This window comes from Curtobacterium sp. MCSS17_011, from assembly GCF_003224275.1.
GTDB lineage: Bacteria > Actinomycetota > Actinomycetes > Actinomycetales > Microbacteriaceae > Curtobacterium.
In genome coordinates this window covers 116,267-138,292 of the sequence record NZ_QKLE01000005.1, presented here as the reverse complement: position 1 = coordinate 138,292, position 22,026 = coordinate 116,267, and the positions used below count along the sequence as shown (strand labels likewise).

The following is a 22,026-nucleotide window of genomic DNA, read 5'->3' as shown; positions in this document are numbered from 1 at the left end:
TGACGCGGCCGGGAGCACGGCCCCCGCTCTGGGACGAGACAAACGGCCCGGAATGCGCTGCAATGGTCGGATGGAATCCCTGCACGGCGAACGCGTCGAGGACGACGAGTCCCTCGCAGAACGCACGGTGCGCGCGGCCATCCGCGCCTACCGGTTGCACCCGTTCGACGACGTGGACGCGGCGGTCATCGCCGACGTCGCGGGCATCCCGCTCGAGACCGTCGAGCGGCTGTTCCCGACCTGGGACGCCCTGCTCCTGGTCACCTACGACCGGTGGTCCCAGCTGCGGGGGACCAGGCGGAAGAACCCGCCGGCGTGCACGATCGAGCACGTCCGCCTGACCCTCGCCGAGGACGTCGCGGACCCCGGGCTCGTCCGGGTGCTCGCGGGGCTGATCACCGTGGCCAGCTCGGAGTCCGGGTTCGCCGAACTGTTCCGCAAGCGGTTCGAGGAGTACGCCGAGCAGCTGACCGTCGGGCTGCAGCGTGACTTCGACAAGGGCGCGGAAGAGGCCGGCATCCCCGCGTACCAGGCAGCGACGCAGCTGCTCGCGGTCTTCGAGGGGCTGCAGATCCAGATGCTCGTCCGCCCGCACATCGACGTCCTGGTCGAGTTCGACCGTGCGGCGAACACCCTGCGCCAGGGATGGAAGCGGCACGCCGTCCCGTCGTGGGACCTCGACGAGGCGCCCGTCCGCGTCTGACGCCGCGCGGCGACGACCGGCGAGGTCAGCCCCGCCGCCCCCGCCGCCACGACAGCACCTGCCGCAGCGTCACCTTCGATCCGTACTGCGCGACCGAGTGCCGGAACAGGTACTCCGCGAACCACAGCAGCAGCCCGGCGACGACGAACACCTCGACGATGCAGACGATCGACTCGGTCACGGTCAGGGCACCGACGGCGTTCCGCACCATCGCGGTGATCGGCGTGAACGTCGGGAAGTACGTGAAGAACTGCGCCACGGGCGACGTCGGGGTCGTCATCACGAAGAACGCCGCGTAGAGCGGGATGATCAGCGCGAAGATCGCCGCCGACTGCAGGGCCGAGGCGTCCTTGATCGACGGCACCGCGGCACCGACGGCGACGAACAGCCCCGAGGCGAGCAGCACCCCGCCGACGAGCAGTAGTGCCCCGGTCACCATCCGCCAGGGGTCGACGGTCAGCCCGCCGAGCTGCGACGACACCAGCGGCAGGGCGACGAGCAGCCCGACCAGGCCGGGCACGACGAACACGCTGACCTGCACGAAACCGACGAGCAGCATGGCGATGACCTTGCCGCGGATCAGGTCGCCCGCGGTCACCGTGGTCAGGATCATCTCGGAGATGCGGTTCTCCTTCTCCTCGACCACGACGGTGACCATCCGGGCGGCGAGCAGGATGACGAGCCCGAAGAACGCCGCGACGAACAGGAACGGCGGCACGACGGACAACCAGCCCGGCGCGACCCGGCCGTCGGCGTAGGTGGTGACGTCGGTGGCGGGCGGATTGCGGAGCAGCTGCACGGTCTCGGGGTCGTCGACCGAGGCGGCGACGCTCTGCTCGAGCACCCGTTCGGCGAGCGACGACCAGACCCCGTTGGCGAAGAGTCCGCGGTCGGTGGCGTCGACCCGGATGGCGGTGGTCGACGGCGACGGCGGGAACGCGATGAACGCGTCGAGGTCGCCGGACCGCACGGCGGCGCGGTCGGCGGCGGCATCGGTGGACGGGGTCCCGCCCCACTTCGCGGCGATGGACTCGGACACCAGCCCGGACTCGTCGACGTAGTGGAACGGCGTCTTCGTGGCCGACGACCCGGACAGCACGGAGTTGGTGCCGGCGGCCTGCCCGATGCCGACGAGCAACGAGACGACCACGATGACGACCGGCAGCGCGAGGGTGCCGATCCAGAACGCGGGCTTCTTGACCGCGCGGACGAACTCGAACCGGACGACCGCGCCGAGGTTGCTCATGCCGCCGCTCCGTCCGAGGATGCAGCAGCCAGGGCGTCGTGCCCGTAGACCTGCACGAAGATCTCGTCGAGCGGGATCCGGCGCATCTCGAACGCGGTGACGTGCACCCCGGCCGCGACGAGTTCTGCCAGGACGTCCGCGCCGTCCGGGGCGGCGGCCTGGGTCGGGACGAGGTAGGCCACGTGTCCTTCGTGGCGCGCGAGCCGGTACAGCGGCGACTTCGGCACCGGGCCGTCGAGGCCCACTCGGGCGACCGCGCCGCCGAAGGCGTCCTGCACGTCGGGCACGGATCCGTAGGCGGCGGCCCGGCCGTCCTTGAGCAGCAGGATGCGGTCGCAGAGCCGCTCGACCTCGTCCATGTGGTGCGTCACGAGGACGACGGTCGCGCCGTCGGCCTTCCGTTCGTCGACCAGGTCGAGCAGGAGCCGCCGGTTCACCGGGTCGAGCCCCTTCGTCGGCTCGTCGAGGATGAGCAGCCGCGGCCGGTCCATGATCGTGATGCCGAGCTGCACCTTCTGCTGCTGCCCGCCGGACAGCTTGTCGACGCGCAGCTTCGCACGGTCGGCGAGACCAACCCGTGCCAGGTAGTCCATGCTCCACGCGGTCGCCTCGGCACCGCGGAGCCCGCGCAGGCGCCCGAAGTAGGTCATCACGTCGATGACGGACTCCTTGCGGTACAGCCCGCGCTCCTCCGGCAGGTAGCCGATGCCGCCGGTGGCCGGTCGGTAGGGGCGGCCGTCGATCGTCAGCGTGCCCGCCGTCGGGCTGGTGATGCCGAGCAGGGCCCGGATCGTCGTGGTCTTGCCGGAGCCGTTGCTGCCGAGCAGCCCGAACGTCTCACCGGGGGCGACGTCGAACGACAGCCCGTCGACCACGTTGCGGTCGCCGAACCGCATCACGAAGTCCTGCACGCTGATGCTCGCCCCGCTCATGCGGTGACCCTACCGGGACTTTCTTCCCAGAACGGCCGCGATGGGATGCGAGAACGGGCGTACCTGGTCGGAACTTTCGACCCAGTACGCCCGTTTCCGGCAGGTACGCCCGTTTCCGACGGACGGGAGGCGCGGTGCCAGCTGGCACCGCGCCTCCCGTCCGTCATCCGGTCGCGCCCACGGCGTGGGTCGCGTCAGGAACGCAACCAGGCCGTCCCCACGCCCAACAGGGCGCCGTCGACCACGGGCGCCGAGGCGAGCAGCAGCTCGCCGGCCGGCAGCGCGAAGGGCTCGTCCCCGAAGACCGTCACGCTGGTCCAACCGTTCGGCCGACGGAACGCGAGCACGTCGTCGCGGCCGGTCTCGATCCACTCGAGCTGTTCCTCGGACTGCAGCTGGCCACGCAGGCCGAGCGCCTTCCGGTACAGGTTGAGCGTGGAGTCGGGGTCGGCGTCCTCGGCCTCGACGCTGGAGTCGGCGAACCACGCCGGCTGCGGCAGGTGCGAGCCGTCCGGGCCGAAGCCGAACGACGAGCCGGTGCGCGTCCACGGGATCGGCACGCGGCAGCCGTCACGACCGACGTCGACGCCCGGGTTGCGGAAGAACGCCGGGTCCTGGCGGTCGGCGTCCGGGATGTCGCCGACCTCGTGCAGGCCGAGCTCCTCGCCCTGGTACAGGTAGGCCGAGCCGGGCAGGGCGAGCTCGAGCAGCGTGGCGGCCTGTGCGCGGCGCAGGCCGAGCGACCGGTCGAGCGCGTCCTGCGAGCCGCCGGCGAGCAGCCAGGCGCTGCCCTGCTTGTCGGTGCCGCCAGCGCGGGGCGGCAGGGCGTAGCGGGTGGCGTGCCGGACGACGTCGTGGTTCGAGAACACCCACGTGGTCGACGAGCCGGACTGCTCGGCGAGGCCGAGGTTGAACTCGATGATCGTGCGGAACTGGCCGGCGTCGAAGTCGGCCTCGAGCAGGTCGAAGTTGAACGCCTGACCGAGTCCCTCGGCGCTGGCGTAGCGGGCGCGGCGGTGGGCGGGAACCCAGGCCTCGGCGACCGCGGTGCGGGCCGGCGTGTACTCGTTGAAGACCGTCCGCCACTCGGCGTAGATCTCGTGCACGTCGTCGCGGTCCCAGAGCGGGTGCGTGCCGTCCTTCGGCATCTCGGCGAGCTCGGCCCAGGTCGGCAGGGTCTCGCCCAGGTCCTTCGCCAGGCCGTGGGCCACGTCGATGCGGAAGCCGTCGACGCCGCGGTCGGACCAGAAGCGCAGGGTGTGCAGGAAGTCGTCACGGACCTCGCGGTTCGCCCAGTTCAGGTCGGGCTGCTCCTTCGCGAAGCTGTGCAGGTACCACTGGCCGTCACCGACGGCGGTCCAGGCGGGGCCGCCGAAGATCGAGATCCAGTCGGCGGGGGCGTCCTCGCCGGACGGCCCGCTGCCGTCGCGGAACACGTAGCGGTCGCGGGCGGGGGAGCCCTTGGGCGCTGCGAGCGCCTTGCGGAACCACTCGTGCCGGTCGCTCGTGTGATTCGGGACGACGTCGACGATCACCCGGATGCCGGCGGCGTGCAGTGCCTCGACCATCCGGTCGAAGTCGTCGAGCGTGCCGAGGCGCGGGTCGACGTCGCGGTAGTCATCGACGTCGTAGCCGCCGTCGGCCAGGGCGGACGGGTAGAAGGGGCTGAGCCAGACGGCCTCGATGCCGAGCGAGGCCAGGTACGGTACCCGCTCGGTGACGCCGGGCAGGTCGCCGAGGCCGTCGCCGTTCGCGTCGGCGAACGAGCGGGGGTAGATCTGGTAGACGCTGGCCTGGCGCCACCAGGTCTCGTCGTTCGTGGTGGCGGCGGGCTGGGCGAGGGTGTCGGTCACGTCGGGCCTTTCGTGGGTCGAGGGATTCGAGGGGTGTGTGTCGGTCGGGCCTGCACCGGCGATCGCGGTCGGGCCCGCACCGGCGGTGTCGGTCACTTGATGGCGCCCTGGGTCACGCCGGCCATCACCCACCGCTGAGTGACGAGGTAGACGATGATCGCCGGGGCCATCGCCATCAGGTACGAGGCGAACGACACGTTGTAGTTGTTGCTGAACTGCGTCTGGAACATCTGCTGCAGCACCGGCAGGGTCTGCAGCGCCGGGTCGGAGGTGATCAGCGACGGCATCACGAAGTCGTTCCAGGACGCGAGGAACGCGAAGATGCCGACGGTGGCGCTCATCGGTGCCAGCAGCGGGAACACGAGTCGCCAGAACACCTGCCCCGTGCTCGCACCGTCGATGCGTGCACTCTCCTCCAGCTCCGCCGGGATCGACCGGAGGAAGGCCGTGAAGAGCAGCACGCTGAAGGACAGCTGGAACATGACGTGCAGGATCGCGACACCGAGCGGGTTGTCCAGGTGCGCGAGTCCGGTGAGCTTCACCTGCGACAGTGCGAGCACCGGGAACGGCAGGAACATCGCCGCGAGCAGGTAGAAGAACGACCAGCGGAACAGTCGTCGGTCCCAGTTCCGGGCGATCGCGTAGGCCGTGAACGAGGCGAGCAGGATCGTGCCGACGACGGTGATCGCGGCGACGAACACCGAGACCCCGAACGCCCGCGGGAAGTCGGTCAGCTGCCACGCCTGCACGAAGCCGTCGACGCTGAACGGTGCCGGCAGCGAGAACGCGTTGCCGTCCACGGCCTGGCCGGTGGTCTTGAACGCCATCGTCAGGGTGACGTACAGCGGCACGAGCACCGACAGCGCACACAGCACGAGGACGACGGTGACGGGCCAGTTGGAACGACCGCGGCCGGCCTTGCCCGAGCCGGAGGACCGGTCGGCGTCGACGGAACGGATGCTGCCGGTCGCGGTGGTCCCCGGTCGCAGGGGTGCTTGCAGGGACATCAGAGCGCTGCCTTCCCGCGGGTCGCCCGCAGCTGGATCACGGCGATGACGACCGCGATGACGAAGAAGATCGTGGCGTTCGCCATCTGGTAGGCGTAGTCGCCGCCGTTGAAGCCCTTGAAGATCGACATCGCGACACTGGTGGTCGAGGTGCCGGGGCCGCCGTCGGTCAGGCCGACGATGATGTCGTACGAGTTCAGGAAGTTCTTGAACCCGATGACCAGGTTGATCAGGATGTAGCCCGCCGTCAGCGGTGCGGTGATCGAGATGAGCTGCCGCCACGCGCTGGCACCGTCGAGGGCTGCTGCCTCGTACACCTCGCCGGGGATCGAGAGGACGCCGGCGATGTAGATGAGGAGCGTCGACGGGATCGCCTGCCAGGCCGTGACGACCACGATCGCCAGCCAGGCCAGGTCGGGGTTCGCCAGGATGCTCTGTTCGAGCGGCCCGAAGCCGATCGCGGTGGCGAAGGCCGGCAGGCTGTTCGCGAACAGGAACGAGAACACGTAGGCGATGACGATGCCCGAGATCACCATCGGCAGCACGAACACCGCACGCAGGGCGATCTTGCCGCGGATCTTCGACGCCAGCGCGATGGCGAGCAGGAACGCGATCGCGTTCACGACGATCACGGTGACGAGCGAGAACCCGAGTGTGAACAGGTACGCCTGCAGGATCGCGGGGTCGGAGAACACCGCGACGTAGTTGGTGAGCCCGGTGAAGCGGAACTCGCCGAAGCCGACGGAGTTCGTGAAGCTCAGCACGATGCCCATCACCGCCGGCAGCGTGATGGCGAGCGTGAAGAGCACCAGGGTGGGCAGCAGGAACGCCAGGAAGAGCGGGTCGACGCGGGGCTTCCGGCGTCCGTCCCGCAGTCCGTTCCGTCCTCCGGCCTGGAGGCCCGTGGCGGCTCCGCCACGGCGGCGGCGGTCCGCCGTCGTGATGGATTCGGTGGTCGTGGTTGCCATTGGGACGTCTCCTTACGCGGCCGTGCGGAGCGCGAGACGCGCCCAGTCGGCGTCGAGGGTGCGGAGCTGGCGCTGCGGGTCGCCGCCGAAGGCGATCGACTGCGCGTAGTTCGCGACCGGGATCTCGGCGGGGATGAGCTGCGAGGCGCCGAGGTAGAAGGCTGCGTCGTCGTAGTACGACTGCATGCCACGGAGGGCGGGGTTCGACGCCGGGGGAGCGTCCTTGCGCACGCCGAAGCCGTTGTTGTCCGCGTTGTACTCGTCGTTGACCCGCTTGGACATCAGGAACGACAGGAACTCACGGCCGGCCTCCTGCTTGCGCGACGCCTCCGGGATCCAGAGCGCGAGGTCGACGTTCACGCGCACCTTCCGGTCGGCCGGGTCGTCGGTGACGGGCAGCGGGAAGGTGCCGAGGTTCATGTCCTTCGTGGTCTTGGCGATCTCGCCGAGGGCCCACGGTCCCTGCAGGTACATGCCCGCCTTGCCCTGTGCGAAGGCGAGGTTGCCGTCGCCGTACCCGCGGCTCGCGGCGCCGTCCTGGTGCCAGGCGCGGAGCTGCACCATGCGCTCCATCGGCTTCCGCAGGTCGCGCTCGAACGAGACGGCGGACCCCTTGCCGACGTTCGTGCCCTCGCGCCGGAGTGCCTCGAAGGTCGCCGGGGTGTCGATCATGCCGCCGATCGAGTAGTCGAACATGCCCTGGGCGATCGTCCAGTTGTCCTTGAACGTGCCGTAGATCGGCGCGATGCCGGCCCTGGTCAGGCGCTCGCAGACGTCGGCGAACTCGCTCCACGTCGTCGGGACCTCGAGCCCCTGCTGCGCGAAGAGCGCCTTGTTGTAGATCACCGACGCCGCGGTCACCGAGTACGGCAGGGCGCTCTTCCGGCCGGGGTAGTCGGCGGTCTGCTCCATGAGCGGCCACAGGTCGGGATTGATGGTGTCGGCCTGCGGCAGGTCGGACAGGTCGGTCAGCGCGCCGTGCTCGACGAACGGCACGACCGAGAAGTTGTAGTTCCAGCAGCCGAGGTCCGGTGGCCGGTTCCGCACGAAGTTCGCGGACATGCTCGAGGTCGAGTCGCGCACGACCCGGACCTTCGACTGGGTCTGGTGGAACTGCGCGATGACGTCGTCGAAGTAGCCGATGACCTCGGGCTTCGACACGTAGAACGTGATGGTCTCCGGCTTGGCGCTCGAGGACCCGATCGGGGCGCATCCGGCGAGCGCGAGCCCGCTTGCGATGCCGCCCGCTCCGAGCAGGAACCCGCGTCGGCTGACCGATGCTGCGCTCCTGGCGGTGGCGTGTGCTTGCACGTCGTCTCCGTCCGTCCGGACCCGGCGTCCCTGCCGTTCCGTCCCGCGGGTGGCTCCGATGCCACCCGCGGAACTAAATGTAGCGAGAAAATCTAATTCCGCAAGGAACTCGTCGCGCGATAGGGTCACGACATGCCGCCACCCCGTGGAACGAGCGCAGAGACGCTGCTCGCGTACGCCTTCGACTCGTCGGCGTTCACCGCGACCGAGGCGATCGACGCCACCGGCCTGACCCGGTCGACCGTGCTAGGAGCGGCCGAGGAACTCGTGCGGCTCGGCTGGCTCCGCGAGCTCGACGACGCCCGCGCCGCGGGGGAGTACCGGATGGGACGCCCCGCCCGTCGCTACGAGCTCGACACGGTCGCCGGGGTCGTCGTCGGTGTGGACGCCGGCCAGCACCGGGTCACGGCCTTCGTCGCCGACCTGCGCGGCACGGTGCTGGGTCGTGCCGAGGGGGCGCTCGGTGCGTCCGGCCTTGACGTGCCCGTGCGGCTCGGGGTCCTCGCCGACACCGTGGCCGCCGCACTCGCTTCGGCCGACATCGACCGCGCCCGCGTCCTGGTCACCGTCGTGGGCATCCCGGCGCCGGTCGACGCCGCCGGTGCCTCGCCCGACGACGGTGGCTTCTGGGTCCGGATGAACCCGGGGTTCGCCGACGCCGTGCCGGACGGGCGGGTGCTGGTCGAGAACGACGCGAACCTCGCCGCGCTCGCCGAGCGGCCGTCATCCGGTGACGCCTCGTTCGCCGCGCTGCTGTCCGGCGAGCGGTTCGGCGCGGGCCTCGTCGTCGACGGGGTCCTGCTGCGCGGTGCCCACGGCGGAGCGGGCGAGATGCGGGTGCTCGAACTCGTCGAGGGCGTCGGGTCGTCCGACGGCATCGGCGCCGTCGCCCGCACCTTCGTGGCCGATGCCGTCGCCGCCGGGCACATCCCCGCAGGCGCCGCGCTCGCCGCCGACGCGGCCCTGGTGTTCGCCGCCGCGCGGAGCGGCGATCCGGTCGCTCGCACCATCGTCGACCGCCTGGGGGACCGCCTGGCCCGGGTCTGCATCCTGCTCGCGAGCCTGCTCGACATCGACCGCGTGGTGGTCGCCGGCGCGATCGCCCAGCCCGCGGTCGCCGTGATCGACCGTGCCCGCGACCTCCTGGCGAAGGGGCACTTCGACCCGGTCCCCGAACTCGTGGCGTCGTCGCTCGGGGCCGACGTCGTCGTCATCGGGGCCGTGGCCCACGCGGTCGACGCGGTGCGGGCCGACCCGTTGTCGTTCCCGGTGCTCAGTCGGGCAGCGGCACCTCGAGGCTCCGGTCCCACGGTTCCGTCCAGCCGAGTCGGTCGAACAGTGCATCCAGCAGCATCGCGGTGAAGCCCCACACCAGGTGCTCGTCCCCGTCTGCCTCGACCGTGAACGCCGGTCCGCGCCACTCCTGACCACTGCGGCGGAGCACGGTCACGCCGCGGTTCGCCGGGTCGAGCAGGTCGGCCACCGGCACCCGGAACACCGCCGCCGACTCGTGCTCGTCGACGACGCGGATCGGTGAGGGGTCGCGCCACCAGCCGATGACGGGCCGGACCAGGTGGTTCGAGAACGCCAGGGGCACGGCCGGCAGGGTGCCCAGCACCTCGACGCCGGCGGGGTCGAGCCCCGTCTCCTCCTGCGCCTCGCGGAGTGCGGCGGCGACGGCGTCCGCGTCGCCGGGGTCGATGCGTCCACCGGGGAACGCGACCTCGCCGGCGTGCGCGCGCAGGGTCGTGGCGCGGGCGAGGAGGAGGACGTCGAGGTCGCGGGGGACCCCGGGTGCTGCCGCCGGTCGGTCGCTCGGGGTGTGGTCGAGCGCGCCGAAGAGCATCAGGACCGCGGCCCGTCGCGGTGACGTCGTGCCGCCCGGTTCGACGAGCGGCCCGGCGTTCCCCCACCCGCTCGCCGCGACCGCCGCGAGTGCTGCCCGTGCTGATCCGTCGTGCGTCACCCGTTCACCCTAGGCGGGCCGAGACGCGGCGGCCCCTCAGGCGGGGTCGTCCTCGTGCTCAGGGGGCTCCCGGGCGACGTCGGCAGGGTGATCAGAGCGAGGATCACTCGAACAATCAGGAGAAACGACGATGGACCGCTTCCGTTCACTGCCCCTGCCAGCATTGCTGCCCATCCTGTTCGTCCTGGTCGGCGGCCTCTACTTCGCCATCGGTCTCGTGTCGAACCCGAGCCGCGAGGCCCTGGTGGCCCGGGCTGCCTCCTCGCTCGTCTACGCGGTCTTGATGACGACCTTCTTCGGCTTCCTCATCGCGTACCGTCGCCGTCGTGCGGGCGGGACGGAGACGGCAGCAGCGATCCAGCGTGCAGTGCGGACCGGCGACCTCCCGGCCCACGTCGACCACGTCGTGTGGACCCGAGAGCTCGAATCGACCCGCAAGCGGTACCGCAACAACCGGTTCTTGGTCCCGATCATGGTGGTGCTGTTCGCGGCGTTGTCGATCTGGGCTGCGACCACCATCAGCCCGTTCTGGTGGCTGATCCTGGTCGTGTTCGTGGGCATTTGCGCCTACTCGGTGTGGGAGACCCGACGAGCGCTCCGCAACATCGAGCGCTTGCTGACCGCGTTGCGAGGCATCTGGACCGTCGAACAGCGCGATGCCTCCCAGCCTGAGCGGCGCTGAAGCCCTCCCGAAGTGGCGTGCTCGGGCGCCCCAGGGTCGCCCAGGGCGTCCGACGTCCGCTGCGCGGGCCGAGCAGCCGGGGGAACGAGTGGGCTGACCCGGACGGGCCCCCAGCCCCGTCGGTCGTTCGGAGCATGGGAACCGAACGGGTCGACGGACCGGCCGTGGACGAGCACGATCCGTACGAACGCCGCCCCGGTTACGTCACGAGTGGCGACGGCCGGACCGACCGGATGACCACCGACATGTTCGTGGGCGTCGCGGTCGGGTTCGTCCTGGTGATCGTCTTCGGGTTCTTCCAGCTCGTCGAGTGGATCGCGATCGGAGCGGCCGTCGTCATCGGTGCGGCGGTGTGGTTGGTCCTGCGCAGTCGGCGACGGCGTGCAGATCGCCGCGCGGGTCGGTCACCCGACGCCGTCCCGCGTGCGCGTGACCGCGCGCTCGCTGAAGCGAACGGTGGGCGGCGGTTCTTCGTCGCCCAGAACCCGGTCGTCGTCATCGTGATGGGCGCCGTCTTCATCGGTGTCTCGGTCGCCCCACTGCTGCTGGGCGACGTGTCCGTCGCGCGGATCCTGATCGCGGTCCTGGTCGTCGCGAGCGGTGTCGTGTTCATCGTGCAGGGGATCGGCACCCTGCGGATGCGCCGTCGGGAGCGCAGCGGCGGCTGAGTCGCCTTCGCGCTCTGGGGGCCGGTGGAGGTCTGTGGCTCGACGAACAGCGGCCCCGAGACCTGCCAGACGTACTGGCCCTGGGGAGCCTGACGCGTCGTCGACGCGACCACAGGGCGGACGGGAGGCCCGGTGCCAGCTGGCACCGGGCCTCCCGTCCGTCTCGGGTGGACGAGCGGGCGTCAGGCCGCCCGCCTGGCCGGCACCGGGACCCTGTCAGGATCGGCCGTCTCACGACATCTCTCAGTGAGCGACCCTGCTCCGACCGAAGGAGAGAACACCGATGAACACCCGGACCCGCCTCAGCGTCACCGCGGTGGCCGCTTGCATCATGGCCGCCGCCCTCACCGGTTGCGCAGCGAGCGCCCCGACTCCGTCGCCGTCCGAAACCACGGCGACGACCGGGGACAAGACCCCGGTCCCGTCCCCGTCTCCGACCGCGACGGACGCCGCGACTCCGTCGGCTCCGTCGTCGTCCCCGTCGCAGGGGTCCGAGACGTCGGCGCTCGCGCAGCACATCTACGACGAGTGCAGCAAGGGCGCCGCAGACGCCGGGGTCACCCTGACGTTCACGGACAACCCGTCGGGGTACACGGGCAGTGACGGGACCTACCAGCTCATCTACCCCTTCACCTTCGACGACGGGCACACCGACCCGTACGCCGTCTACAACTGCGCGCTCACCGACGACACGGTGGACTCCTCGTACGTCGGCAGTGGGATGACCGACAGTCACTGACCACGGTCGGTGACGGCGCGTCCGCCACGACCGGGTGCGATCAAGGGCGGACAAGAGGTGGGCGCCACCAGCTGGTACCGGCGCTCCGCGCCAGCGGGGTGACGGCCGTGCCTGGCGGGACGGTGCCAGCTGGCAACGGGCCTCCGGGCCGTCTCAGGTGGACCACCGGGCGTCAGGTCGCCAGCGCTCGACATGTTGTCGGACCGTGACCCGGCGGGGCGGCTCGTCGAGCCATGCTCGTCCTGTGCAGAAGCCCCTCGTCCTCGCTGCCGCCGGACTCGCGCTGGCCGCGCTGCCGCTCCTGTCGGCATGCAGTGAGCAGCTCGCTGACCCCATCGCGTCGGCCCGCACACTCGCCGATGCGCCCGTGTGGGTCAGCAACCCGAGCGGTACCGACTGCGGCGAGGTCGAGCTCGAGAACGACGGTGCGCTCCCGGCCGAGAGCCTGCAGTGTCTGATGGACGCGAGCGAAGCGGGCGAGGTGGCTTCGCTCCAATGGGTCCGGTGGACGACTGAGGGCGATCCGACCCCGTACTTCGTCCTGACGGGTGGCGCAGGGGCCACCGTCGCGTCGACGGCGGCCTACGACACCTACGGCCAGGGCAGATGGAGCGAGTACGGGTGCACGGAGATCGCGGCGTTGCCGGGCTGCTCGGACGAGGGGGAGTAGCGGCGGCTCGTCCGCCTGTGGGGACAGCGGCGGGGCCGCTGGTCTTCCGAGTCCGACGAGGCACCGTTCATCGGGGTGCCGTCAACGCCCTCCGCTCGCGGGCCGAGCGACGGTCAGGAACTGCTGCTCAAGACGGCCGACACCGCGCGTACGGCGTCGGTGACCGCGTCGACCGTGACGTCGCCGGCTGGGTTGTCCGCATCGACGGGTGTCCCCGCGACGAGCATCGTCCGGATGGTCGCGACGCACATCGAGACGAGCGTGAACGCGATCGCATTGCATTGCTGTGCCGCGACACCGCGCCGTTGCAGCAGCCGCGCAACGGACACCGTGGCGTTCTGCATCGACGCCTTCCACAAGGACTGGTACTCGTCGAGGAGCTGAGGGTACCGGCGGAACACCTCACGCCTGAGCTCGTCTTCGGGGTCGGCGACCTGGTTCCCGAGGGCGTCGAGCACGACGCACGACACCGCCGCGGCGATGTCAGCAGGCAGTTGCTCCATCTCGTCGTCGGTGAGCGTGCGCTCCGCGGCCGGCTGAAGGCCCACGATGGCTGCTTCCCTGCTGGAGAAGTAGTTGAAGAACGAGCGTGGAGAGATGTCGGCATCGCGCGCGATGCCTTCGATCGTCACCCCCTCGAGACCGTGCTCGAGGCTGCCGACCTGTGCGGCGTGGATGATCCGCTGTCGAGTCGCCGCCCGCTTCCGCTCGCGCAGGCCGACCGGAGACGTCACAGGAGGCCGGCGAGGAGACGCGCGAGTTCCTCGAGATCGTGGTGCGGCCACGAGCCGAGCCGCTCCCGGAACGCACTGCGTGCACTGTCGCGGATGCTCTGGATACGGTTGATCGCGATCGGGGTCGCACGGATGACGACCGCTCGTCGGTCCTCGACGTGGCGTTCCCGTGTGACGAGCCCGAGCGACTCCAGGTGGCTGAGCTGCCGGCTGAGCGCCGCCTTGTCGATGCCGAGCGCTTCCGCCAGGTCACCCGCACCACTGCTGCCGATGACCACGAGCTCGACGAGCACGCGGTACCCCACGGGCTGCAGGTCCATCTGCGCCGCCTGCTCGCGCAAGCTGTGGCGGGACAGTGCGAAGATCGCCATGAACTGCCGTTCGATGCGGATGAACGCGTTGTCGGTGTCCGTGGTCGTCGCGCCGGCCGCGGTTTCCACCGCGGCCGGCGTTCCATCCTCGGCCGTCACGTCAGCGTCGAGCACGACGCGCTTCCCGTGCCGGGGAGTCGCCGTCTCCGACCGTCGGGTTGGAGCCGGTGACGGTTCCGATGCCGGCGAAGTCCTCGGCCGCACCGGCTGCGGGCCCGGCGTCGGTGGAACGTTCGGCGACGGTCTTCGTGGTGAGCGGCACGTTCGGCATGAACGCGATCGCCAGGACGAGCAGGATCGCGATCGGGGCTGCGATGAGGAAGATCTCTGCCACGCCCTGGCCGTACGCCGACTCGATGATCTGGCGCACACCCTTCGGCAGTGAGCTGACGGCGGGGATGCTGCCGGACGACAGCTCCTTCGCGACCGCTGCGCCCTTCTCGCCCAGCGCGGTGATCGCCTTGGTCAACGCGTCCTGCTTGTCGCTGATGGCATCGGCTACTCGGGTCCCGAGGACGGTGCCGAGGACGGAGACGCCGATCGCGCCACCGAGGGAGCGGAAGAACGCGACCCCCGAAGACGCGGCGCCGATGTTGGCAGGTTCGGTGGTGTTCTGCACGACGAGGACGAGGTTCTGCATGACCAGGCCGACGCCCGACCCCATCACGAACATGTAGACCGCGACGACGACGTAGGGCGTGTCGTACGCGATCGTCCCCATGAGGCCGAGTCCGACGACGAGGGCGATCGACCCGATGAGCATGATCGGCTTCCACTTGCCCGTCTTCGTGACCAGGCTGCCACCGACGGTGGAGGCGATGAGCAGACCAGCGATCATCGGGATCGTCAGCAGGCCCGACTGGGTCGGGGTCGCGCCACGGGCGAGCTGCATGTACTGCGCCAGGTAGACGGTCGCGCCGAACATCGCGATGCCGACGGCGATCGATCCGATGACCGCCATCGTGAACGTGCGGTTCCGGAACAGCGTCATCGGGATGATCGGCTCCTTCGCGCGGAGCTCGATGAACACGGTGGCCGCGAGCAGGATCGCTGCACCGATCACCATCACGAACGAGGTCGGCGAGACCCAGTCGAAGTTCTTCCCGGCGAGGGTGACCCAGATGAGCAGGAGGGAGACACCACCGGCGATGGTCGTGATGCCGAGGTAGTCGATCGAGACCTTGCGCTCCGGGAGGGTCCGGAGCTTCAGGGTGAGCTGCAGCAGGATGATCGCCGCGACCGCGAAGGGCACGCCCACGAAGAAGTTCCAGCGCCAACCGAGGCTGTCCGTGAGGAGCCCGCCGAACAACGGGCCGCCGACGGTGCCGACCGCCATGACGGCTCCGAAGTACCCGCCGTAGCGTCCGCGCTCACGTGGGCTGATGATGTCGGCGAGGATGATCTGGCTCAGGGCGGTGAGACCACCGGCGCCGAGGCCCTGCACGACGCGGAACGTGATGAGCGTGCCGGGGTTCTCCGAGAAGCCCGCCAGCGCGGACCCGAGGACGAAGATCACGAGCGAGAGCTGGATGAGCAGCTTGCGGTTGAAGAGGTCGGCGAGCTTGCCCCAGACCGGCGTCGAGACGGTCGTCGCGAGGAGCGTCGAGGTGACGACCCACGTGTAGGCGCTCTCGCCGCCGCCGAGGTCACCGATGATCTTCGGAAGGGACGTGCTGACGACGGTCGACGCGAGGATCGCGACGAACATGCCGAGCAGGAGCCCGGAGAGTGCTTCGAGGACCTGCCGGTGCGACATGGCGCCGGGCTCGGTCGGGTGCAGCGGTGCGGCTGCGGCTTCGGGACGGGACATCGGGACTCCAGGGCGGGCGAGGGGGATGCCACGCTGCATCCGGATGGTTGACGACCGTCAACTATGCCAGATGGTTGAGCAATGTCAAGGACGGGGTGGCGAAGTCGGCATCACGGCTTCTGCAAGGTGGTCGTGACGAGGTCCGCGATGAGCGCTTGATCGAGTGGTCGGCGGGTGACGAGGCACCAGAGGACCATCGCCATGAACACTTGCGTCACGACGTCGATCTTGAGGTCGGGTGGAAGGTCCGCGGCGTCGACAGCGCGCTGCAGCCGCTCCCTGAGCCGCGTGCGCGCGACCGTGGTGATCCGGTCGTCGTACTGGGCGGAGAGGTCGGCATCCTCCGCGACGGCCGCGACGACGGCCTGCAGCACGGCAGCCGCGTCGGGATCGTCGTGCACGCGGCCGACGGCGATCATCCACGCCGTGACGTCCCGGCGAACGTCGTCGGTGACCTCGACGGGCCCGACCGGCAGGATCCCGCCTTCGGTGACCATCTCCGACACCAGGGCTGTCTTGGTGGGCCACCACCGGTAGAGCGTCTGCTTGCCGACGCCGGCGACCGCGGCGACGCGCTCGAACGAGAGCTTGTCCCATCCGCGGCTCGCCAGCTCCGTCCGCGTCGCATCGAGGATCGCAAGGCGCGTCTCTTCGTTCCGGAATCGTCCTGTGCTCTTGCCCATGCAGCCATCCTGACTGCATCCCGGCCCTCGACTCGACGCGGACGGCGGTCGGTTGCGTTCCGCGCTACTGGACGGAGACGCCGCCGTCACTGGAGAGCACGGCGCCGTTGATGTTGACGCCGTCGTCACTGAGCAGGAACGTGATCGACGCAGCGAGTTCGGCCGGAGCGGCGATGCTGGGCAACAGAGCGAAGAACGGCGCCAATCGCTCCTGACCCTTCTCCGAGAGCGTCGAGGACGAGCCGATGTTCGTTGCGACCGCGCCAGGGGCGACGGCATTGACGCGCAGCCCGCGCTGCGCGTACATGAACGCCGAGGACCGGGTCAGACCGAGGACGGCGTGCTTGGACGCGGTGTACGCCGCGCCGGAGGCGCTGCCGAGGAGAGCTGCTCCGCTGACGACGTTGACGACGGAACCGCGACCGGCTTCGAGCATGACCGGCAGCACGGCACGGGTCAGCTTGAAGGTGCCGGTGACGTTCACGCCCATCACGCGCTCCCACACGGCGTCGCTGGTCTCGTCGAGCGGGGAGAAGTCATCGGCGATACCGGCGACGTTGGCGAGGGCATCGATCCGCTCACCGGCGGCTGCGAGGATCGCGTCCACGTCCGCCTGTGAGGTGATGTCGCCCCCAACGGGCACGATGTCCGCGTCGGGCAGCTCCTCGAGCAGGCCGGAGAGACGGTCGACGGTGATGTCGACTGCCACCACTCGTCCACCTTCTCGGGCGACGCGTGACGCGGTGGCGCGACCGATGCCGGATGCGGCCCCGGTGACGATGACGGTCTGGCCGGAGAAGCGACCGGACGTGATCTGCTCACCCCAGGTCGAGGCCTGGGTGGACTGCGGCACGACGTTCGTGTGTGCGTCTGCTGCTGCGGAATCGGACATGGGGATCTCCTGTCGACGGTGACGAGGGCGAGCTCGGTGAAGGACGCCAAGTTGTCGAGACAATTCGTCTCGACATCAAGACACCATACGCCTCCGCGTCTGCATCAACAGAACGATGCTCCTTCCGTGACCGTGACCGTGACCGTGACCGTGACCGTGACCGTGACCGTGACCGTGACCGTGACCGTGACCGTGACCGTGACCGTGACCGTGACCGTGACCGTGAGGCGTCGAGCGGGCGGATGTCGAGGTGCGCGACGCAGAGCTCACGAGCACGGCGGGTCCGAGGGGCAGGCCGCCGAGGTGCTCACGACGTCCTGGCCTCCTGTCATCGAAATCGCTGCACAGGAGCAGGCAGCGGACACCATCGTCATGCCCGTCGTCGCGTCCGATGACGGCGAAGCTCTGCTGCCCGGGCTCCGGCACGTGCGGCTCGACGGTGAGGCGTGGCCGGTAGTCGTCGTGGCGCTCGTCCCTGGATCGGATCTGGTTGATGCTGCAGCCCGGTGCCGGCACGAGCGCCGCGATCCGCTCGTGCCGGGGCCGCCGTCAAACGGCCGGGCCGAGGAGGCGCCCGGTGAACTCGCGCAGGGCCTGCACGGCCCGCTGCGACAGCGTCGCGTCGGGCATCATGCTCATCGATCCGTGGAACGCTCCCGGCCACACGTGCAGTTCCGCCTGGATCCCTGCCGCCCACAGCGAGCTGGCGTAGGCGACGGTCTCGTCGCGGAACACCTCGGTGCTGCCGCAGTCGATGTACGCGGACGGGAGCCCGGTGAGGTCGGTCGCGCGCCCGGGTGCAGCGTAGATCGACACGTCCTCGCCACCACGCCGGTCACCGAGGTAGGCGTCCCAGCCGAACCGTGTCATCTCCCGGTCGGCGACCCCGACACCGTCGAACTGCCGAGCCGACAGGGTCGCGTCACGGTCGTCGAGCACGGGACTCACGAGCACCTGGCCGATGACGGAGGGCCCCTGTCGGTCGCGGGCGAGGAGGGCCGTGCCGGCGGCGAGACCGGCCCCGGCGCTCTGCCCGACGAGGACGATGCGCTCCGGGTCGATGCCGAGTTCGTCGGCGTGCTCGGCTGCCCAGACGAGACCGGCGTAGCAGTCCTCGACCGGGTACGGGTCCGGGTGCTCCGGCGCCAGACGGTAGCCGGGGCTGACCAGGACGACGTCGTGCACCAGCAGCCACTCGTCGTAGGAGTCGAGGTTGCCGAGGTGGTGGCCGAACACCATGCCGCCGCCGTGGATCGCGTAGGCCAGGGCAGCTGTACCGGTACGGCCGGTGCGTTGGATCACGGCGAGGTCGATCGGGTCGCCGCGGTGCCCCGGGATCGTGATGCTGCTCCGTTCGAGGCCGCGAGCACGCAGCCCTTCGTCGAGCTGCGCCTCCGTCATGTCCAGCTGTCGCATCTGCGGCAGCATCTGGGTCGTGAGGTGGAAGCGGCCTCGCGTGTCCATGGCGGTGAGGAAGGGCACGAACTCGGGATCGAACGGCGGGCGGGGAAGGGCGATGGTGTCAGGCACGGGAGGTCTCCTCGGTGATGGTGGTCCGGTCGGTGTGTGCAGGGGTGCTGTCGGCAGGTTCGGCCGGGGCTCCGTCTTCCGGTTCGACGGTGGGCGGGCTCGGAGCATGCCGAGCACGACGAGCAGTGCTGCGACCGCGGCGAGGCCGAGGCCGGCGACGGTGAGGGCGTCCTGGAAGCCCTCGATCCGGGCGGCGGTCCAGGTGGTCGTGGTGATGCTCCCGGCGACGAAGGCGGCGACGATGGTCCCCGCCGCGGCAACGGCGGCACCGCCCGCGAGCTCGCTCGAGGTGTCGACGAGCGCCGCTCCGACGGAGGTGCGGTCCGCGGGCAGGCCCGTGAGGACCGACGCGCCGGCGACGACGCCGACGACCCGCATGCCGGCGGCGACGAGCACGAGCGCGACGAGCACCCACGGGTACCCGTACCGGCTCAGGGCGCCGAAGACCGCGAGACCGGAGACGACCGAGACGGCGCTCATCCAGGCGGCGCGGCCCAGGCCGACCCGTTGCACGAACGGCCCGACGAAGCGGCCACCGACGAGCAACACGACCACCTGCGGCAGCGTCCCGACCGCGGCCAGGGCCGGCGACCACCCCCAGGCGAACTGCAGCTGCAGGGTCACGAGGTACGACAGTCCGGCGACGGCCAGACCCGACGCGGCCTTGAAAGCGAGGCCGCTCGAGACGAGTGGTCGGGCGAGCAGGTGCAGGTCGATCAGCGGGTGCCGCGCGGTCCGCTCGCGGGCGACGAACCCCACCCCGCAGGCGACGGCGAGCGCGAGGACGCCCCACCCCCACCAGCCGGCGGCTCCGGACTCGACCAGGATCGTCGGCGCCACGAGCGCTCCAGCCGTGGTCACGGTGCCGAGCAGCGCTCCGACCACGTCGACCGGATCGCGACGGAGCCCTGCCGCCTCGTCGCGGGTGACACCGAACCGGATGCCGACGAGCGCGAGGACCGCGATCGGCACGTCGGCCAGCAGCAGCACCTGCCACGGGGCGACGGCGAGCACGAACCCGCCGACGGTCGGACCGATGGCCAGGCCCACGAGCCCGGCCGTCGAGATGACGGTGAGCGCCCGCACCCGGAGACCTTCGTCGTCGAAGAGGCGGAACGCCAGCGCCATCGACCCGGGCGTCGTCATCGCCGCGGCGACGCCCATCGTTCCCCGCACGGCGATCAGTTGCTCGGTCGACGTGACCACCGCCGTGGCGAGGCTGGCCAGGGCCAGCAAGACGAGCCCGGCGAGCATGACCCGACGGCGTCCGATGCGGTCGGCGACGGCGCCGAAGAGCAGCATCAGCCCTCCGAAGGCGACCGAGTAGGCACCCGAGACCCACTGCAGGCCCGTCGTCGACGAGCCCAGGTCGCGGCCGATCGTCGGCAGGGCGACGTTGAGCACGGAGTTGTCGAGCATCTCGAACAGGAACACCGCGGACAGCCCGGCGAGGGCGATCCAGGCGTCGCGCAGACGAGGCGACGAGCCACCGGCAGGCACGTGCCCGGTGGTGAGATCGGGACTGGGGGACATGATGGCGCACTCCTTCGAGGGAAGAAGTGGCGACTCGTTCGATGCCGCGTGCTGGTGCGTCGCAGTCGCGGCGCCTTTTACCTCAGTGATCGAGACCATACACGGACTGCCCGCTCGAGGAAAGTCCGCGGTCGGAGCCCCTCTCACTACCGGTACCACTCCTCGTCGATGCCGGCGAGCCGCGACGGGTGGAGCGCGCCGCCGAGGCCGTAGAACCACTGGGAGCTCATGATGAGCGGCGGACGGGAGGTTGATGACGCACTCGCCGTTGGGGAGCTCCGAGCCAGTCTCGCCAGACGTGGGAGCGGTCACTGGCGGGTTCCCGACATCACAGTTCGAGGTGGGGAGTGGCAGGACCTACCCTGGACGGATGCTCTCCCGCCGCGAAGCCGCCGTCCGGCTCGACATCCCCCTCGAGATGGCGACCCGCCACGGCATCCCGTCGCGCCTGAGTGAAGCGGAGCTCGACGCGATCGAGCAGGACCCGCCCGCCTGGCTCGTGCAGTCCCGCGCCAACCGCACGGGCACCAAGAAGGTCTGGACGCGCCTGGAGTGCGTGGTCTGCGGCTTCGACGAAGAGGCGCGCCCCAAGAAGTGGTGGCCCGAGTGGGACTACCTGATGTGCGACTACCACGCCCCGTACCAGGCACCCGAGCCCACTGCCGGCCTGACGCGGCGCGAGGTCGAGGGCATCGGCAGCCGTTTCATCGCCCTCGTCGACGAGAAGCCCTGAGCAGCAGCACGATGCGCCTGCTGAGCGAGGCATCGCGGGGCGACTGGCTCGTCGCGCGTGCCGGGAACAGGGCGAGCGTCGGCGGGGTGGCCGGCACCGGGTTCGAGGCGTACGCACGCCTGCTGCACCTGGTCGGCGCGCACCGGGCGGACCTCGACACCACGGACGAGTGGGGCTCCCACCCGGACGTCGAGCACACCCGCTGGCGATGGGCGGAGGTCGCTCGCCGCAACCACCGCGTGATGCACCCTCTCGTGCAGTGGCGACGCCTGACCGACGACGAGCACGCGACGTCGTGGGCCGACGGCTGGAGGGTCGACCAGTCGGACGACGGGTGGTTCGACCCGCAGGACCTCGCCGTCATCACCACGCACCTGCGGAACGCCACATCGATCCCCGGAGACCTGGTCGTCGGAGCATGGGAGGGCACGGGCGAGCCGCCGTCGGCCGAACGCTACCGGCACCTGGTACGACGCGCGCGGCGGTTGATGGCGTGGCCCGGGCGGGACACCTGGCTCTTCAGCGCGACCCTGGACGAGCTCGCCGATCCGTCGTGGGCACAGCGTGCGGTCCCGGGTTGGGAGAGCTTCGGGCGGCACGACCAGGTGGCGCCGCACACGACGTTCATCTGGCCGGAGGACCACGCGTGGGTCGTCGCCGCCGAGGAGGACTGGGACTCGACGATCGTCGCCGGATCGCGCGCGCTCGTCGACGGCGTGCTCGACGACGACCGGTTCGAGGCGTTCGAGGTCCGCGAGCGCGACGACCTGACGTGGGACGGAGACCTGCTGAACCCACGCAGGTCTCCTCGCCCCGAGAGCTGAGCGGTCCCACCGCGTCCTCCGGAATCAGCCAGCTCGTCAGCGCTCGGACCGCTGGGATCGAGAGGTGAACACGATTTCGACCAGAGCCGCGACCTTCCACGGCCGCGTACTCCGCCGCTCGGCAGGCCGCGGCCGAACTCCCGACCACCGCCACCGACGACTCACTGGTCT

Annotated in this window: 21 protein-coding genes; 8 read left to right on the top strand and 13 right to left on the bottom strand. The window is 70.4% G+C overall.

The window, feature by feature from the left end:
* Positions 1 to 70 precede the first annotated feature (70 nt).
* Positions 71 to 703, top strand: a complete 633-nt coding sequence (locus tag DEJ17_RS05780) for a TetR/AcrR family transcriptional regulator (protein WP_110892475.1) — start codon at positions 71 to 73, stop codon at positions 701 to 703.
* Positions 704 to 728: 25 nt separating this feature from the next.
* Here DEJ17_RS05780 and DEJ17_RS05775 read toward each other — a convergent pair whose 3' ends face one another.
* From DEJ17_RS05775 to DEJ17_RS05750, 6 genes are all read right to left on the bottom strand, one after another.
* A complete protein-coding gene (locus DEJ17_RS05775; RefSeq protein WP_110892474.1) occupies positions 729 to 1,949 on the bottom strand; it encodes an ABC transporter permease in 1,221 nt (406 codons plus the stop codon).
* Entirely contained in the window at positions 1,946 to 2,881 is a 936-nt protein-coding gene (locus DEJ17_RS05770; RefSeq protein WP_110892473.1) for an ABC transporter ATP-binding protein, read from the bottom strand. Before DEJ17_RS05770 ends, DEJ17_RS05775 begins: the two co-directional genes overlap by 4 nt.
* 194 nt (positions 2,882 to 3,075) lie before the next feature.
* The gene (locus tag DEJ17_RS05765) at positions 3,076 to 4,734 is read right to left on the bottom strand and encodes a glycoside hydrolase family 13 protein (RefSeq protein WP_110892555.1); all 1,659 of its coding nucleotides are present in this window, start codon (positions 4,732 to 4,734) and stop codon (positions 3,076 to 3,078) included.
* A 92-nt stretch (positions 4,735 to 4,826) separates the two neighbouring features.
* Positions 4,827 to 5,741, bottom strand: coding sequence for a carbohydrate ABC transporter permease (locus tag DEJ17_RS05760; protein WP_071405176.1), 915 nt, complete (start codon positions 5,739 to 5,741; stop codon positions 4,827 to 4,829).
* Positions 5,741 to 6,709 carry a carbohydrate ABC transporter permease gene (locus tag DEJ17_RS05755; protein ID WP_181421065.1) on the bottom strand — a complete coding sequence of 323 codons (969 nt, stop codon included), beginning with the start codon at positions 6,707 to 6,709 and terminating at the stop codon, positions 5,741 to 5,743. Before DEJ17_RS05755 ends, DEJ17_RS05760 begins: the two co-directional genes overlap by 1 nt.
* A gap of 12 nt (positions 6,710 to 6,721) precedes the next feature.
* Positions 6,722 to 8,020, bottom strand: a complete 1,299-nt coding sequence (locus DEJ17_RS05750) for an ABC transporter substrate-binding protein (RefSeq protein WP_110892472.1) — start codon at positions 8,018 to 8,020, stop codon at positions 6,722 to 6,724.
* 132 nt (positions 8,021 to 8,152) lie between these two features.
* Between DEJ17_RS05750 and DEJ17_RS05745 the strand changes: the two genes are divergently transcribed.
* A complete protein-coding gene (locus DEJ17_RS05745) occupies positions 8,153 to 9,382 on the top strand; it encodes an ROK family protein (RefSeq protein WP_110892471.1) in 1,230 nt (409 codons plus the stop codon).
* Here the strand turns inward: DEJ17_RS05745 and DEJ17_RS05740 are convergent.
* A complete protein-coding gene (locus DEJ17_RS05740) occupies positions 9,294 to 9,986 on the bottom strand; it encodes a CoA pyrophosphatase (protein ID WP_258366675.1) in 693 nt (230 codons plus the stop codon). The two genes, DEJ17_RS05745 and DEJ17_RS05740, sit on opposite strands and share 89 nt — an antisense overlap.
* A gap of 130 nt (positions 9,987 to 10,116) precedes the next feature.
* Here DEJ17_RS05740 and DEJ17_RS05735 point away from each other — a divergent pair, with 130 nt between their 5' ends.
* The 4 genes from DEJ17_RS05735 to DEJ17_RS05720 all read left to right on the top strand — a co-directional run bounded on the left by DEJ17_RS05735 (position 10,117) and on the right by DEJ17_RS05720 (position 12,745).
* Positions 10,117 to 10,668, top strand: a complete 552-nt coding sequence (locus DEJ17_RS05735; RefSeq protein WP_146239639.1) for a hypothetical protein — start codon at positions 10,117 to 10,119, stop codon at positions 10,666 to 10,668.
* A 134-nt stretch (positions 10,669 to 10,802) separates the two neighbouring features.
* Positions 10,803 to 11,336, top strand: a complete 534-nt coding sequence (locus tag DEJ17_RS05730) for a hypothetical protein (protein WP_110892469.1) — start codon at positions 10,803 to 10,805, stop codon at positions 11,334 to 11,336.
* Between the two features lie 283 nt (positions 11,337 to 11,619).
* Entirely contained in the window at positions 11,620 to 12,075 is a 456-nt protein-coding gene (locus DEJ17_RS05725) for a hypothetical protein (protein ID WP_110892468.1), read from the top strand.
* A gap of 244 nt (positions 12,076 to 12,319) precedes the next feature.
* A complete protein-coding gene (locus DEJ17_RS05720; protein ID WP_110892467.1) occupies positions 12,320 to 12,745 on the top strand; it encodes a hypothetical protein in 426 nt (141 codons plus the stop codon).
* A 113-nt stretch (positions 12,746 to 12,858) separates the two neighbouring features.
* Here the strand turns inward: DEJ17_RS05720 and DEJ17_RS05715 are convergent, their stop codons facing one another.
* The 6 genes from DEJ17_RS05715 to DEJ17_RS18025 all read right to left on the bottom strand — a co-directional run bounded on the left by DEJ17_RS05715 (position 12,859) and on the right by DEJ17_RS18025 (position 20,298).
* Positions 12,859 to 13,479, bottom strand: a complete 621-nt coding sequence (locus DEJ17_RS05715; RefSeq protein WP_181421064.1) for a TetR/AcrR family transcriptional regulator — start codon at positions 13,477 to 13,479, stop codon at positions 12,859 to 12,861.
* Positions 13,476 to 13,964, bottom strand: coding sequence for a MarR family winged helix-turn-helix transcriptional regulator (locus DEJ17_RS05710; RefSeq protein WP_110892465.1), 489 nt, complete (start codon positions 13,962 to 13,964; stop codon positions 13,476 to 13,478). Before DEJ17_RS05710 ends, DEJ17_RS05715 begins: the two co-directional genes overlap by 4 nt.
* Positions 13,951 to 15,660 (bottom strand): MDR family MFS transporter, encoded by a 1,710-nt coding sequence (locus DEJ17_RS05705; RefSeq protein WP_375342558.1) that lies wholly within the window; start codon positions 15,658 to 15,660, stop codon positions 13,951 to 13,953. Before DEJ17_RS05705 ends, DEJ17_RS05710 begins: the two co-directional genes overlap by 14 nt.
* 110 nt (positions 15,661 to 15,770) lie before the next feature.
* Positions 15,771 to 16,343 carry a TetR/AcrR family transcriptional regulator gene (locus DEJ17_RS05700; protein WP_110892464.1) on the bottom strand — a complete coding sequence of 191 codons (573 nt, stop codon included), beginning with the start codon at positions 16,341 to 16,343 and terminating at the stop codon, positions 15,771 to 15,773.
* Between the two features lie 64 nt (positions 16,344 to 16,407).
* On the bottom strand, positions 16,408 to 17,235 hold the full coding sequence (locus DEJ17_RS05695; protein WP_110892463.1) for an SDR family NAD(P)-dependent oxidoreductase: 828 nt from the start codon (positions 17,233 to 17,235) through the stop codon (positions 16,408 to 16,410).
* Between the two features lie 549 nt (positions 17,236 to 17,784).
* Entirely contained in the window at positions 17,785 to 20,298 is a 2,514-nt protein-coding gene (locus DEJ17_RS18025) for an MFS transporter (RefSeq protein ID WP_258366674.1), read from the bottom strand.
* A gap of 370 nt (positions 20,299 to 20,668) precedes the next feature.
* Between DEJ17_RS18025 and DEJ17_RS05670 the strand changes: the two genes are divergently transcribed.
* A complete protein-coding gene (locus DEJ17_RS05670) occupies positions 20,669 to 21,031 on the top strand; it encodes a hypothetical protein (protein WP_110892462.1) in 363 nt (120 codons plus the stop codon).
* Between the two features lie 11 nt (positions 21,032 to 21,042).
* Positions 21,043 to 21,855 (top strand): hypothetical protein, encoded by an 813-nt coding sequence (locus DEJ17_RS05665; RefSeq protein WP_110892461.1) that lies wholly within the window; start codon positions 21,043 to 21,045, stop codon positions 21,853 to 21,855.
* The last annotated feature ends 171 nt before the right edge of the window (positions 21,856 to 22,026 follow it).